Origin of the sequence: Flagellimonas yonaguniensis (assembly GCF_029193885.1) — a bacterium.
Classification (GTDB): Bacteria; Bacteroidota; Bacteroidia; order Flavobacteriales; family Flavobacteriaceae; genus Flagellimonas; species Flagellimonas yonaguniensis.
Genome location: NZ_JARFVB010000012.1, coordinates 45617 through 60862 on the forward strand (window position 1 = coordinate 45617; position 15246 = coordinate 60862).

General features: G+C 43.3%; 12 protein-coding genes. 6 read left to right on the forward strand and 6 right to left on the reverse strand.

Annotated elements, in window-relative coordinates; genetic code table 11:
- Positions 1 to 57 precede the first annotated feature (57 nt).
- Complete coding sequence (locus PY092_RS15290) at positions 58 to 1260, forward strand: serine hydrolase domain-containing protein (protein WP_275616677.1); 1203 nt, start codon at positions 58 to 60, stop codon at positions 1258 to 1260.
- A gap of 52 nt (positions 1261 to 1312) precedes the next feature.
- Here the strand turns inward: PY092_RS15290 and cmk are convergent, their stop codons facing one another.
- Positions 1313 to 2011, reverse strand: coding sequence for a (d)CMP kinase (gene cmk / locus PY092_RS15295; RefSeq protein WP_275616678.1), 699 nt, complete (start codon positions 2009 to 2011; stop codon positions 1313 to 1315).
- 49 nt (positions 2012 to 2060) lie between these two features.
- Entirely contained in the window at positions 2061 to 4511 is a 2451-nt protein-coding gene (gene lon, locus PY092_RS15300) for an endopeptidase La (RefSeq protein ID WP_275616679.1), read from the reverse strand.
- A 217-nt stretch (positions 4512 to 4728) separates the two neighbouring features.
- Here lon and PY092_RS15305 point away from each other — a divergent pair, with 217 nt between their 5' ends.
- From PY092_RS15305 to PY092_RS15320, 4 genes are read left to right on the forward strand one after another with little or no spacing between them, the layout of a single operon-like run.
- Positions 4729 to 5286: an RNA polymerase sigma factor gene (locus PY092_RS15305; protein WP_275616680.1), complete on the forward strand. Its 558-nt coding sequence runs from the start codon at positions 4729 to 4731 to the stop codon at positions 5284 to 5286.
- 2 nt (positions 5287 to 5288) lie between these two features.
- On the forward strand, positions 5289 to 5849 hold the full coding sequence (locus PY092_RS15310; protein ID WP_275616681.1) for a hypothetical protein: 561 nt from the start codon (positions 5289 to 5291) through the stop codon (positions 5847 to 5849).
- Complete coding sequence (locus tag PY092_RS15315) at positions 5830 to 6927, forward strand: DUF4097 family beta strand repeat-containing protein (protein WP_275616740.1); 1098 nt, start codon at positions 5830 to 5832, stop codon at positions 6925 to 6927. Before PY092_RS15310 ends, PY092_RS15315 begins: the two co-directional genes overlap by 20 nt.
- A 33-nt stretch (positions 6928 to 6960) precedes the next feature.
- Positions 6961 to 7686 (forward strand): head GIN domain-containing protein, encoded by a 726-nt coding sequence (locus PY092_RS15320; RefSeq protein ID WP_275616682.1) that lies wholly within the window; start codon positions 6961 to 6963, stop codon positions 7684 to 7686.
- Between the two features lie 64 nt (positions 7687 to 7750).
- On the opposite strand, the gene PY092_RS15325 is transcribed toward PY092_RS15320, so the two are convergent.
- From PY092_RS15325 to glgB, 4 genes are all read right to left on the reverse strand, one after another.
- The gene (locus PY092_RS15325) at positions 7751 to 9082 is read right to left on the reverse strand and encodes an MFS transporter (protein ID WP_275616683.1); all 1332 of its coding nucleotides are present in this window, start codon (positions 9080 to 9082) and stop codon (positions 7751 to 7753) included.
- A gap of 110 nt (positions 9083 to 9192) precedes the next feature.
- On the reverse strand, positions 9193 to 10002 hold the full coding sequence (locus PY092_RS15330; RefSeq protein ID WP_275616684.1) for a M48 family metallopeptidase: 810 nt from the start codon (positions 10000 to 10002) through the stop codon (positions 9193 to 9195).
- Between the two features lie 39 nt (positions 10003 to 10041).
- Entirely contained in the window at positions 10042 to 12441 is a 2400-nt protein-coding gene (locus tag PY092_RS15335) for a glycoside hydrolase family 31 protein (RefSeq protein ID WP_275616685.1), read from the reverse strand.
- 95 nt (positions 12442 to 12536) lie between these two features.
- Positions 12537 to 14432, reverse strand: coding sequence for a 1,4-alpha-glucan branching protein GlgB (gene glgB / locus PY092_RS15340; RefSeq protein WP_275616686.1), 1896 nt, complete (start codon positions 14430 to 14432; stop codon positions 12537 to 12539).
- A 161-nt stretch (positions 14433 to 14593) separates the two neighbouring features.
- Between glgB and PY092_RS15345 the strand changes: the two genes are divergently transcribed.
- Entirely contained in the window at positions 14594 to 15172 is a 579-nt protein-coding gene (locus tag PY092_RS15345) for a collagen-like protein (RefSeq protein ID WP_275616687.1), read from the forward strand.
- The last annotated feature ends 74 nt before the right edge of the window (positions 15173 to 15246 follow it).

Consider the following 15246-nt stretch of genomic DNA (forward strand, 5'->3'; position numbering starts at 1 on the left):
AACACTCAATAAAAATTACAGTCCTTAGATTGATTTACCTCTTAAAACCATGGAATAATGAGTAAAATTAATTTCGGCTTCATTGTAATTTCCCTTGTATTATTATCGTGTAATTCCAATAAGAAAAAGAAAATCCCCAACGCCGCAGATGAGGTAATCACTTTACAGGAGCGAGTTGAAAGTAATATTTACAAAATAGATGAAAATGGCAAAAATGACTCTATTCCAACCACTATTGAATCAAGAATGAAATCTCTCAATGTACCAGGGGTAAGTATCACTATTTTCGATAACAATAAAATCCTTTGGTCAAAAGGTTATGGTAAAAAAAACAAGGAAACAGAAGAAGATGTAACTGAAAGCACTCTATTTCAAGCGGCATCGATTTCTAAACCAGTTGCCAGTGTTGCCGCATTTAAATTAATTGAAGAAAACAAATTCTCCCTTAATGAAAATATCAACTCAAAATTAATCAGATGGCAAGTTCCTGACAATGAATTTACCGGAACGGAAAAGGTAACCGCTCGTGGAATAATGAGCCATACTTCAGGATTAACCACATCGGGTTTTCAAGGGTACCACAAAAAGGATTCCATTCCAACACTATTGGAAGTATTACAAGGAAGCGAAACAACAAATTCAGAACCTGTGCGTGTTTTCCAAGAACCTGGCACCTCCGAATTTTATTCAGGCGGCGGGATGGAAGTATTGCACATGTTGATGGAGGATGTAACAGGAGAAGAATTTCCCCAACTACTGGACGCTTTGGTTCTTAATCCAACTGAAATGAAGAACAGTTCCTTTGCTTATCCGCTTCCTGAAAAGTTGGATTCTTTAACAGCCAATGGTTACGATGAAAATGGAAAAGTTATTGACGGTGGCTATCATATCTATCCCGAAAAGGCAGCAGCTGGACTTTGGACCAACCCAACGGATTTGGCGTTTTTCATGATAGCTTTGGGACAATCATATCGAGGGGAAGACAGTAAGTTGTTAAGTCAAAAATCAGCCAAGACCATGATGACCCGAGTACCAAATGCAGGTGGCATTGGGATAGGAATAGACGGAGAAGGCAAGGCTTTTCGCTTTAGACACACGGGAGGAAATGCAGGTTTTGTTTGCTACGCTGTCTCTTTTGCGGATACAGGACGTGGAGCTGTGGTTATGACTAACTCTGACAACGGTTTTCCTTTGATTCACGAAATCATACGAACCATATCAAGGGAATATCATTGGCCTGCAATGTGGATGCGGGAATAGACGGGTATCATAACCTAAGTGCTGTCGGTTAATTCGAGAAAATTTTCTATTATCAATTTACTCGTTCAATTACCCGTTGCGAGAAATCGTGGATACGCTCGAACTGCTCCTCCAATCCCATATCACTGTTATCAAACTCAATAGCGTCTTTGGCCTTGGTCAAGGGAGATATGGTTCGGGTAGAATCAATACGGTCGCGCTCCTCTACATTTTTAAGTACTTCGGCATAGGTGACCTCCTCCCCTTTTTCCAACAGCTCTTTGTATCTACGAGCTGCCCTGGTCTCAGGAGAGGCCGTCATAAAGAGTTTTAGCTCTGCATCAGGGAAAACAACGGTTCCAATATCACGACCGTCCATCACAATGCCCTTGTCCTTGCCCATTTCTTGCTGAATCTTGACGAGCTTTTCTCGGACTTCCTTAATGGCTGCCACCTTGCTCACAAACCCAGAAACTTGCATGGTTCTAATCTCTTTTTCCACGTTTTCATCGTTCAAGAACATATCGGAACGTCCAGTTTCCTTGTTGGAGACAAATTTGAGGTGTACTTCGGATAACTTATCGATCAAAGTGGCTTCATCCACCTCCCCTCTATCATTGATGATACCTTCTTGCAAGGCAAAAAAGGTCACGGCACGATACATCGCTCCTGTATCCACATAAATATAATTCAAGGTTGAAGCCAACCTTTTGGCGATGGTACTCTTTCCCGTAGAGGAATATCCATCAATTGCAATCGTTATTTTTCCCATAGGCCAAAAATAGACAGAAAAGGTATTACGCGCTTATGACTTACATCATTTATAGTGTCTTTGCATTCTTTACCTTCTGCTTGGTAATGGCGATATCGATTACCTCACTCATATCCGTCACATAATGGAAGGTAAGCCCTTTGAGGTACTCTTCCTTGATTTCCTCAATATCCTTTTTGTTGTCCATACAGAGAATGATTTCCTTGATTCTAGCTCTTTTGGCCGCCAAGATCTTTTCCTTGATTCCACCTACGGGCAACACCTTGCCCCGAAGGGTAATCTCGCCGGTCATGGCCAAGCTCTTTTTCACTTTACGCTGTGTAAAGAGGGATATCAACGAGGTCAACATAGTGATACCTGCACTTGGACCATCTTTTGGTGTGGCTCCTTCGGGCACGTGAATGTGGACATTGTACTTATCAAATACGCTGGAATCGATACCGTATTCATCCGCATGGGATTTGATGTACTCCATGGCGATAGTGGCTGATTCCTTCATTACTTTACCGAGGTTACCCGTAATGTTCATGGTCCCCTTTCCTTTGGAAAGAATGGACTCGATGAACAAAATATCGCCCCCAACGCTGGTCCATGCCAATCCTGTGACCACACCTGCCACATCATTGTTTTCGTACTTGTCACGCTCCAATCGGGCTGGGCCTAAAATTTCTTCGACATTTTCGTTCGTCAAGGTAACGTTGTACTCCTCTTCCATGGCAATGGATTTTGCTGCGTAGCGTACCACCTTGGCTATTTGTTTTTCCAAGCTTCGCACCCCGGATTCGCGAGTGTAGCCCTCAACGATTTTTTCCAATTGGCGTTTGCCTATTTTCAAATCCTTTTTGGCCAATCCGTGCTCCTCCAACTGTTTGGGCAATAAGTGACGCTTGGCAATCTCCACCTTTTCCTCGATGGTGTAACCAGTCACATTGATGATCTCCATACGATCACGCAAAGCAGGTTGTATGGTGGACAGGTTGTTCGCTGTAGCAATGAACATCACTTTGGACAAATCGTAGCCCATTTCCAAGAAATTATCATGGAACTCACTGTTCTGCTCTGGATCCAACACCTCCAACATAGCTGAAGATGGATCTCCCTGATGACTACTGGCCAGTTTATCGATCTCGTCTAAAATAAATACAGGGTTGGAAGTTCCCGCCTTTTTCAAGCTCTGGATGATCCTACCCGGCATGGCACCTATATATGTTTTTCGGTGTCCGCGTATCTCAGCTTCATCACGTAGACCACCCAAGGACATGCGCACATATTCCCTGCCCAAAGCCTCTGCCACGGATTTTCCTAAGGAGGTTTTACCCACACCGGGAGGTCCGTACAAACATAGGATTGGCGATTTCATATCGTTTCGCAGCTTTAAAACTGCTAAATATTCGATGATTCGACGCTTTACATCCTCCAGACCATAGTGGTCACGGTCCAAAATCTTTTGGGCCCGTTTCAGGTCGAACTTGTCCTTGGAATACTCGTTCCACGGCAAATCCAATAAGAGGTCCAAATAATTCCTTTGAATGGAGTACTCGGCCACTTGTGGATTCATACGTTGCATTTTGGAGAGTTCCTTCTCAAAATGCTCCTGTACTTTTTTGCTCCATTTTTTCTTTTTGGCCTTTTCGGCCATTTCGTCCACCTCTTCCTCATACGACAGCCCACCAAGTTCCTCTTGGATGGTCTTCATTTGTTGATGAAGGAAATATTCACGTTGCTGTTGGTCCATATCACTACGGACCTTGCTTTGTATATCGTTGCGCAATTCCAACTTCTGAAGCTCCATGTTCATGTACTTCAAGGTGGCCAAAGCCCTTTCCTGAAGATTGGGTATTTCCAAAAGTTGTTGTTTTTCCTTTACGGCAAGATTTAAGTTGGATGACACAAAATTGATCAAGAACGAATTGCTCTGGATGTTCTTGATGGCAAAAGTGGCCTCACTCGGAATATTCGGGTTGTCCTTGATGATCTTGAAGGCTAGTTCCTTGATGGAATCAATGATGGCCTCGAATTCACTTCCTTTTTCATCGGGGCGCTCTTCCTTGGCCTCACTGACCTTGGCAGTCATGTATGGCTTCTCGGTAAGAACGGCATCTATTTTAAACCGTTTCTTTCCTTGAATGATCACCGTAGTGTTCCCATCGGGCATTTGGAGCACCCTTAAAATACGTGCAACGGTCCCCATGGTATTGATGTCTTCTGGACCCGGGTTTTCTACACTCTCGTCTTTTTGGGAAACTACACCAATGGTTTTGGAACCATTATTGGCATCCTTGATCAGGTTGATGGATTTATCCCTCCCGGCAGTAATCGGAATGACCACACCAGGAAACAAAACGGTGTTTCTGAGCGGCAATACCGGCAATGTTTCCGGTAAGCTCTCCCTGTTCATCTGTTCTTCGTCCTCCGGGGTCAACAACGGAATCAATTCCGCATCCTCATCAAGCCCTTGTAAATCTATATTGTCAAATTTGGTAATTTTCATCTCTCCCATATCATCTTTTCGGTCATTTTGTCAGAATCGACAAAGAACCAACATTTTTATTCAACATTCAAGTCTTCGCAAATCCTTTAAAATCAATGTTTACAGTAACTCGAAGACTTAGTATCACCCATTAATTGGCAATTCCTGTGCCATTAAAAATCAAATTTTAAGAAAAAAGTGTAACAAATGGTAAATTGGGTAATCTATAAGACAAACCATTCATTTTTTGAGCCAACAAAATGAACATATTGACACACTGCTCAAATCGTGCATGCAGGGCAAACAAAGTGCGCAACTAGAGATTTACAACCGCTATTACAAAGCGATGTACAACACTGCTTTTAGGATTGTAAAACACACTGCCGAGGCCGAGGATGTGATGCAGGAATCGTTCCTGAGCGCATTTACCAAACTGCACACCTTTAAAGGAGACGTCGCCTTTGGGGCATGGTTGAAGCGGATCGTGATCAATAACAGTATCTATCATTACAAAAAGCAGCAGAAAAAACATGCTACTGATTTGGATGATGTAATGTACAAGGTCGAAGATAATGATGGAGTTGCTTCAGATCAAAATGGTTACACAGAACTGAAGGCTCAAAAAGTGATGGAAACCATGAAAAGTTTGAAAGACAATTACAGAGTTTCTTTGACCTTACATTTAATTGAAGGGTACGATTACGAAGAAATAAGTGAAATAATGAACATTAGCTATGCTAATTGTAGAACCATGATTTCGAGGGCCAAACAAAGCCTGAGAAAAAAGTTGACCGTAAATGTTTAGTTATGAACAAGGATAGTTTAGATAGTTTGTTTGAGAGACTCCATGGGGAGTTCGATGTAGCCGAGCCGCAAAGCGGACACCAAGAACGGTTTTTGGAAAAATTGAACCAAAACCAGGGCACGATCACCCTGAACAAAAAGAAGACATCTTGGTGGAGACCTTTGTCCATTGCCGCATCCATAGCTTTAGTGACGATTTTAGGCTACCAGGCCTTTGGACCACAGCAGAGCATAAAGCAACAAGTGGTAAAAATCGCCCCTGAAGTATCCCAGACGGAGTTCTATTTCGCCAATCTTATCGAGGAACAGGTAGAGGTGCTCAAAGATGAGAAAACACCCGAGACCGCTCAATTGGTGGATGACACCTTGGCACAACTACAACGGTTGGACAAAGATTACCAAACCCTTGAGCAAGATTTGGTAAATGGTGGTGACAGCAAGATCATCTTGAGCGCGATGATCACGAATTTCCAGACACGAATCGACCTTTTGAAAGAAGTTTTGAGCCAAATAGAAAACATTAAGAATTTAAAATCACAGAATGATGAAAGCTTTACCATTTAAATACATCTTTTTCGCCTTGGCTTTGATTCCCCTTGTTGCGAGCGCCCACATGGACAACGACAAGTTGAACGGCAGGTATACCAAGGAAAAAACCATAAAAAAAGAGTTCAGCGTAAATGCTGATGCACTATTGAAGGTTGACAACAGCTACGGGAACCTTAACATTACTTCTTGGAACGAAAACCGTATTGTAATCGAGGTGCACGTAAAAACCAATGGCAACGATGAAGACCGTGTAAAGGAACGATTGGATGAAATTGACGTGGATTTTGAGAACAGTTCCAGCATGGTATCCGCACGAACAGATTTTGGAAACCGTAACAACAACTGGGGATGGAGCTGGGGAAAACGCAAAAAAGTCAGTGTGCAAGTGAATTACACGATTAAATTGCCCGTAAAGAACAGTGTTAATCTGAGCAACGACTACGGAAGCATTATCCTGGATCGTGTCGATGGCCATGCCAAAATAAGCTGTGATTACGGTAAGTTGGAAATCGGCGAGCTACGAGGACGTAACAATGAGCTTCGGTTTGACTATACCTCAAGGTCCACTTTTGACTACATTAACAGTGCGGAGATCGTTGCGGATTATTCCGGCTTTAACATTGAAAAAGCAGGTAACTTGAACGTTAGGGCAGATTATACCAATGCCACGATCGAAGAAATGGAAAACCTTGAATATTCCAGCGATTATGGCTCCATTGATGTGAAAAACGTAAAGAATGTAGATGGCAATGGGGACTATATCGGTGTAAAACTGGGCAATGTACATGGCAATGTGGCCATTACCAGCGACTATGGATCCATTAAAATAGACCGCATGGCACCGGATGCAGGTAACCTGGAAATCAGGTCGGACTACACAGGCATCAAAATAGGCTATGATCCCGATTATCATTTTAATTTTGAGATTTCCACCGAATACGCCGGGGTAAGTGGCAAGGACGATTTTGAAATCAGCATCAGCAAGGAAAAATCCACTGAAAAATATTATAGTGGTTACTACGGACAAGCAAATTCTGGAAACAGGGTAAGCATTACCAGTGACTACGGAGGCATATCATTTTATCAGAATTAACATCAAATCAAAAACTATTTTAAACACAAGATCATGAAAAAATTCATTACGCTTACGCTAGCATTGGGAATGTTAGCCTGTACCAATGCCCAGTGGGGCAAAAGAGTCAAGGGCAACGGGGATGTAGTCACCATTGAACGTTCCGTAGGCAACTACGACGAAGTTGCCATGGCCGGCTGGTTCGATGTGGAACTGGTATCCGGCAGCGAGGGAGAAATCACCCTAAAAGGAGAGTCCAATTTGCTGGAGCACATCAAAACAGAAGTGAAAAACGGTAAACTGACCATCAAAGTGGAGAAAGGCATGAACCTAAGACCTTCCAACTGGAAAAATGGCATTTATATCACTGTACCTGTGGAGTCAGTTCATTCGGTAAGCCTTTCAGGTTCTGGCGACCTTGTAGGGAAAACCACGATAAGAGCTGATCATTTCAGTACTGCCATGTCAGGTTCGGGAGATGTAACGCTAACGGTCGAGGCCGATGAATTGGATGCTTCTTTATCCGGTTCGGGCGACATCAACCTATCTGGTAGGGCTACCGACTTTACGGTTTCGGTTTCCGGCTCTGGCGATGTTAAAGCCTATGACCTTGAAGCTGATTTTGTAAAGGCAACGGTTTCCGGTTCTGCGGATATCAAGGTTACCGCAAATCAGTCCATAGAGGCGAGAGTATCAGGTTCCGGCGATATCCATTATCGTGGCAACCCTAAAAAAATCAATTCCAAATCTTCAGGATCGGGAGATATCACTAAAGGATAACACCGAGTTTATCATCAATCAAAGACTGAAAAAGCCCTGATATTCTCAGGGCTTTTTTTATGTATTAACTGGATGTTTTCACTTTGTTCACGCGAAGCAGCAAGCAAATGCCTATCAAAAAAAACAGCCCTAAAAAGATGGTACTGTTGCGCATGCTTCCCGTAAGTTGGGAGATGATTCCGTACATAAAAGTCCCTATGATGATGCCTATCTTTTCGGCAACATCGTAAAAACTGAAAAAGGATGTGGTATCGGTGGTCTCGGGCAAAAATTTGGAATAGGTGGAACGTGATAACGCCTGAATACCTCCCATGACAATCCCCACGAATCCCGCAGCGATATAAAAGTCCATAGGGGTTTGGAGAAAGTAGGCATAAACGCACAATACCCCCCAAATGACATTGATCACGACCAATGTTCTTATATTTCCAAAGGACTTGGATGCCCAGGCCGTGACCGTTGCCCCTAAAATGGCCACAATCTGAATCAGTAGAATACTTACGATCAACCCCATAGTACGTTCATCATCGGAGCCCCAGACAATTTCCTCCTCGCCAAAATATGTCGCGATCAACATAATGGTCTGTACAGCCATGCTATAAGTGAAAAATGCCCCCAAGTACCGTTTTAATTTTCTATTCTGCCCTAGCTGGTGCCAGACCAACTTTAATTCCTTAAAACCATTTAAAATGATATGATGACGCTCTCCTTGCCGCTTATACCCTTTGGGCAAATGTTTAAATGTGTACTGACTAAATAGAATCCACCAAATCCCCACCGAAATAAAAGAGTACTTCATGGCCTTGATCTCCGCAACCTCGTCACCACTATCGGTAATTCCGAAGAAATCGGGCTCCATGACCATAAAAAGATTGAAAACCAATAAAATAACACTACCAATATAGCCAAGGGAAAAACCCTTGGCACTGATACCGTCTTGCTGCTCTGGATAGGCAATATCCGGCAGGTAAGAATTGTTGATGGCAAAACTTACCCAAAACCCGACAAGGCCAAAGAAATAGCAGACAAGGCCAAAATAAATATGCTCCAAAGAAAACCAATATAGGCCAATGCAAGATGCTGCGCCCAAATAACAGAAAAACTTCAGGAACACTTTTTTGTTCCCTAAATAATCAGCCACCCCCGAGATAAGTGGTGTTACAATGGCTATAAAAACAAAGGCCAAGGAAGTCACATAACTGATCAAAGGTGCCCGTGCTATTTCCCCACCAAAGATCGTGACCTGTTCAATGCCAGCCGTCCTGAACAACAATCCATAGAAAAGGGGGAAAATTGCGGAGGATATGACCAAGCTATACACCGAATTGGCCCAATCGTAAAATGCCCATGCATTCAATAATTTTTTGCTTCCTTTCAGTGCCAGTGTCTGCGCCATTATCTTTGTTTACAAAAAAATGTCACTTCGAACCTTTTTTCAAAAAACCCTTTTGGCATCTGTGGATTTTTCTTTTGGTTCGAAGTGACATTCACTGATTATTTTTCAATCTATTTGAATGATGTTACCCCAAATTTACGTGCCTCTTGCTTTGCAGCAGGGGCCCATGCCGTCAAATTGTTGATTCTTGTATCGTTGGATGGATGGGTGCTTAAAAACTCTGGTGGGGCCTGTCCTCCCGAGTTTGCCTTCATACGCTTCCAAAGTTCGGCAGCCTCGCTTGGGTCATATCCTGCTATTGCCATGATCTGCAGCCCTATCCTATCCGCTTCGGTTTCGTGGCTTCGGCTAAACGGTAGCATTACGCCTATCTGCGAACCTATTCCATAAGCTTGGTTAAACAGCCCTCTGGTCTGATCATCTTTTATAGCCACATTACCGGCCACCGCACCAATCTGTTGTAAAGTGCTGGCACTCATACGCTGGGCTCCATGATCGGCCAAGGCATGGGCCACTTCATGCCCCATGACCACTGCTACGCCAGTTTCGTCTTGGGTAATTGGCAAAATCCCTGTATAGAAAACAATTTTTCCACCGGGCATACACCAAGCATTCACAGTTTCATCCTTTACCAAATTGTATTCCCATTTGTAATCCTTTAAATATCCTGGGTGTCCGTTGGCATCCAACCAACGTTCGGCAGCAGAAGCGATGCGCTGACCTACCCTAGTGATCATCTGCGCATCCGATGAACCGGTAACCACATTATTGGATTCCAAAAACTGATCGTATTCAGCAAAGGCCATGGGAAACACTTGGCTATTAGGGTAAAAATTTAATGTGCTTTTCCCTGTAAATGGATTGGTCTTGCACGCAGCGGCCATTACAAGTACCAGCACGGTAAGAATGAGCTTTTTCATATCGTAAACAGTGTTTTTCTTCCTGTAAATTACAAAATTTTATTTTCCGAAAATGTGAAGTTCCGTGAAATCCTTAGGGACTTCGATAGTATTGCCGCCATTGAGTTTTATCTCATTCAGATTGACTTCCTCATTGTCCAACTCCACGGCTTCAATCTTAAATGGAAGGCCATGGAATGTCAATTTAAAACTATCATACGGCGTGATGAAATTTCCATCCTTGAACTGTTGTATGATCAATTCATTTTCCTTGCCCGTCAATTTAAAGCGTCTCAAACTGTATCTGCCCTTTTTATAATCGTACCCTTCTTGCTGATCTTCATACACTTCGGAATTCTCAGTCCCCTCTTTAAAATAGACATCTATCAGGAGCTTGTCGATTTCCTTTTCACCCACATACTGCTGTACGGGATACTTGGGTATCATGGCTCCTTCCTTCACAAAGAGCGGAACACGATGGATTTCTGCCGACACCCAACGCTCTACACCTCCTGAATTCAATTCGTCCGTCCAGTAATTGTACCAGTTCCCTTTGGGGAAATACATCCTTCTTCCTTGTGCATTGGGTTCTTGAACGGGACAGACCAACATTTGTTTTCCGAAAATAAATTCATCTGTGCGAAAATGGGTCTGATGGTCTTTTTGATCGTAAAACACCAAGGATTGAAGCATGGGAAACCCTTCTTTGATGTAGTTGTAGAACATGGTATAGAGATAAGGCAGCAATTGGTACCTCAACTCGATGAACTCCCGAACTATATCCGTGATCTCATCCCCGAACGACCAAGGTTCCTGATCGCCATGGTCCCCACTGGAATGTACTCTGCAAAAGGGGTGGAAAACAGCCAATTGCATCCAACGGGCAAATAGTTCCCCATTGGGTTGCTCTGCAAATCCACCGATATCGGACCCTACAAAGGAGTAGCCGCTCAAGCACATGCGTTGCATCTGCACATTGGCAATCCATAAATGCTCCCAAGTCGCTACGTTATCGCCGGTCCAAGTGGCACAATAACGCTGTGTTCCGGAATACGCGGCCCTGGTAAGTACAAAAGGCCTGCGAGGGAACATAAACTTTTTAACCCCCTCGTAGGTGGCACGAACCATTTGCATCCCATATATATTGTGTGCTTTCCTGTGACTGCAGGGATGTCCGTCGTAATCGTGGCGTACATCCAAATTGGCGGTCTTTGTGGGAACTTCCATGATGGCGGGTTCGTTCATATCGTTCCAAACCCCACTTACCCCCATATCGGCAATCATTTCCTTATAGAGGTCTGCCCACCACTCACGGACTTCGGGATTGGTAAAATCGGGGAATTTACATTCGCCGGGCCATACTTTTCCTTTAAAATGGGGACCGTCCGCCCTTCTGCAGAAGAACCCATTGTCCATGGCCTGTTGATACACCCAATAGTCGCGATCCACCTTAATCCCCGGGTCGATCATGGTAATGGTCTTAAAACCATCTTCCTCCAATTCCTCGATCATTTTTTTGGGATTGGGAAAGTATTGGTTGTTCCAAGTGAAGCATCGGAAGCCTTCCATATAATCGATATCCAGATAAATGGCATCGCAGGGTATGTTCAACTTCCTAAAATTTGAGGCAATGTCCCTTACCTTTTGTTCAGGAAAATAACTCCATTTGGATTGATGGAAACCAAGTGCCCAAAGTGGTGGGAGCTCGGGAACCCCTGTCAAATCCGTATAAGACTCCACAACTTCCTGCATTTGGGGACCATAGAAAAAATAATAGTTCATTTCTCCTCCGTCGGCCCAAAAACTGGTGACGTTTCGCTTTTCACCTGCAAAATCAAAATAGGTGCTGAAAGAGTTATCGAAGAATATTCCGTACGCAATGCTATCCTTCAACCCGATGTAAAAGGGAATGGATTTATACAAGGGCTCTTGGTCTTTGCCATAGGCATAGGAATCCGTTACCCAATTGTTGACCCTCTTGCCCTTGAGGTTGGTATGTGAAGCTTTATCCCCCATTCCGTAATAGCTTTCCCCGGAATGGCACACCTTGCTCATCTTCACTACATTCCCCCCATAATCGAAGTTCTCGTCCCAATGGAACCCAAGTTCATCTTCCATAAGAACCACTCCATTCAAATCAACAATCTGTACCTTAAGGTCGGTCTTGTTGATGTACACTTTTATTTTGGAGGTAGTGATCACATATTCCGGTATCTCATCTTCCACGGTAAGTTCATTGTACCCAAGGTTTACATCTTCGCTAATGGCGTAGGAAAAATCGGGCTCGAACACATATTCCGTAGCATACCTGAAGCGCAGCACACTATCCCTGAGAATGGTCACCTGTAGAATTACTCCATTTTGAGTGGTAAAATATATTTTGTCGTTTTCATGTTTAAAATCGACTATGTGATTGGGGAACTGATTCCCTCTCTTTGCAATTTCCGTATTGGTTATCATCTGTAATCAGTTGAGGCTCACAAAAGAAATACAAAAGCCTGAATAATTAAAAATATGTTGTGAAAAGCAATCAACTATAACGTTTTAGTTGTATTTTATTTATACACGACCACACTCAATGGTGGAAGGTTCAATACAACAGACTGTCCATACCCGTTCCACTCGGTCTTGGAAGGCTTCACGGTTTTTTTGCCCATACCGCTTCCCGAATATTTTTTATCGTCACTGTTAAAAATCAATTTCAAGGTGGATGTCTTTGGAATCCCCAACCTATATTTTTCTCGCGGAACCGGGGTAAAGTTGCACACAACGATCAAATCATCTTTAGGATCTTCTCCTTTTCTGATGTAGGAAATGACCGTGTTTTCCTGATCATTGTACTCAATCCATTGGAAACCATCAGGACTGAATTGTCTTTGATACAATGCTGGATGGGTCTTGTACATCGTATTCAAGTCCTTGACCACTTCCTGTATACCGGAATGAAAATCGTATTGTGTTAGGTGCCATTGCAAGCTTTCCTGATAGTTCCATTCCGATGATTGGCCAAACTCCCCTCCCATGAACAACAAGTTCCCTCCGGGGTGGGTAAACATATAGCCGTAGAGCAATCTCAGGTTGGCAAAGCGCTGCCATTCATCCCCTGGCATTCGGTACAGTAGGGATTGTTTACCATACACTACCTCATCATGCGAAAAAGGAAGCATAAAATTCTCGGTAAAGGCATAGGTAAGGCTAAAACTGATCATGTTCAGGTCATACGAACGGTGTATGGGGTCTTTTTTGAAGAATTCCAAGGTATCGTGCATCCATCCCATCATCCACTTCATCCCAAAACCCAATCCGCCAAAATGCACTGGTTTCGTTACTCCGGTAAATGCAGTGGATTCCTCAGCGATGGTTTGCACTCCTTGAAAACTGGCATACACCTCTTGGTTCATCTCCCGCAAAAAAGACAAGGCTTCCAGGTTTTCGTTGTTCCCATACATATTGGGCTCCCATTCGCCATCTTCCCGCGAATAATCCAAGTAGAGCATGGAAGCCACGGCATCGACCCGCAATCCATCCACATGGTATTGATCGAGCCAAAAAATGGCATTACTGATCAAAAACGCCCGTACTTCATTTCTTCCATAATTGAATATTAGACTTTTCCAGTCTGGATGGTACCCTCTTCGTCTGTCTGGGTGCTCATACAGATGGGATCCATCAAAAAAGCCAAGCCCATGGGCATCTTCAGGAAAGTGTGAAGGTACCCAATCCAAAATTACCCCGATACCACGCTGGTGCAAGGCATCAACCAAAACTTTAAAATCCGATGGTTTTCCAAAACGCGAAGTCGGCGCAAAATATCCTGTTATCTGATAGCCCCAAGAAGGATCGTAGGGATATTCCATGACAGGCATAAACTCAACGTGTGTAAAGCCCATCTCCTCCACGTAATCGGCCAATTGTTCCGCCATCTCCAGATAGCTGAGTGATTCCCATCCGTTCTTTTTCTTCCATGAGGCCAAATGCACTTCGTAGACCGAATACGGCTTGTCCAGTCCGTTTTTCTCCTCTCTGGAGCCCATCCAGTCATCGTCCTGCCATTTATGGTTATCCTCCCAAACCACCGATGCCGTATGTGGCGGCTGCTCGCAAAAACGTGCGAATGGGTCGGCCTTCTCGGTCCAGATATCATTATTATTGGAGTGTATCTTATACTTGTACTTAGTGCCCTTGTCCACACCGGGAATAAACCCTTCCCAGATACCACTACTGTCCCAGCGTACATTCAATTTATGTTCGTCAGCGTTCCAATAATTAAAATCGCCAACAACGCTCACCGATTTGGCTGAAGGTGCCCAGACGGCAAAATACGTTCCCTTGACCCCATCGACTTCGGTAAGGTGGGAACCCAGTTTATTGTAAAGCCGAAAATGCTTTCCTCCTTTAAAAAGGTCAATATCAAAATCCGTAAAAAAACTATGAGGAACTACCTTGGACATATGAGCTGGTTTAGTACTATACAATAATAAGCATCTTTGAGCAAGAATACGATTATCCCAACATATTTGGTAAGGGAAACAACATTTTTTTAAAAATGGAACACTTTTTGATTTTATTGCAACAACAGTTAAAAATGAACACAAATCCAAAATCCAAAATCATGAATAAATTTAGTACAATTTTAGGTGCAGTTATCGTTTTTGTCTTCGCGGCATGTGAAGGTCCACAAGGCCCTCCCGGTTATGACGGCTTGGACGGATTCGACGGTCAAGATGGGCTTGACGGTATCCAAGGACAAGTCGTGGAGGTTGAAGGAGTCTACTTTGACTATATCCCCGAAGACAATGTCTTCAATACCTTGATTACTTTTTCCGATGTGACCGACTTTGAAGTATTTGAATCGGACGCTGTCTTGGTGTACAGACACGATGGTTTGATCGACCTAAATGATGGTTCCACTGCTGATGCCTGGACTCAAATACCACAGAATTACTTTTTGAACGAAGGCACCATTCAATATGTCTTTGCCCACACTTTTGTGGACTTGGAATTGTTCATCGATGGCAATTTTGACCTATCGGGATTGAGCACCGATTTTACGGACAATCAATTGTTCAGGATTGTATTTGTACCCAGCGAGTTTGCTCAATCAGCTGACTTTGATGCTTCAAATATTGACAATGTAATGTCCAAACTCAATATCAATGAAGGTGAAATCATGAAATTGGACATCAACTAAATCCCACAAAAAATGGTATCTTAAGTCTCATTGATAATCAATGGGACTTTTTTATTGGATTTTTTGAAAGGATT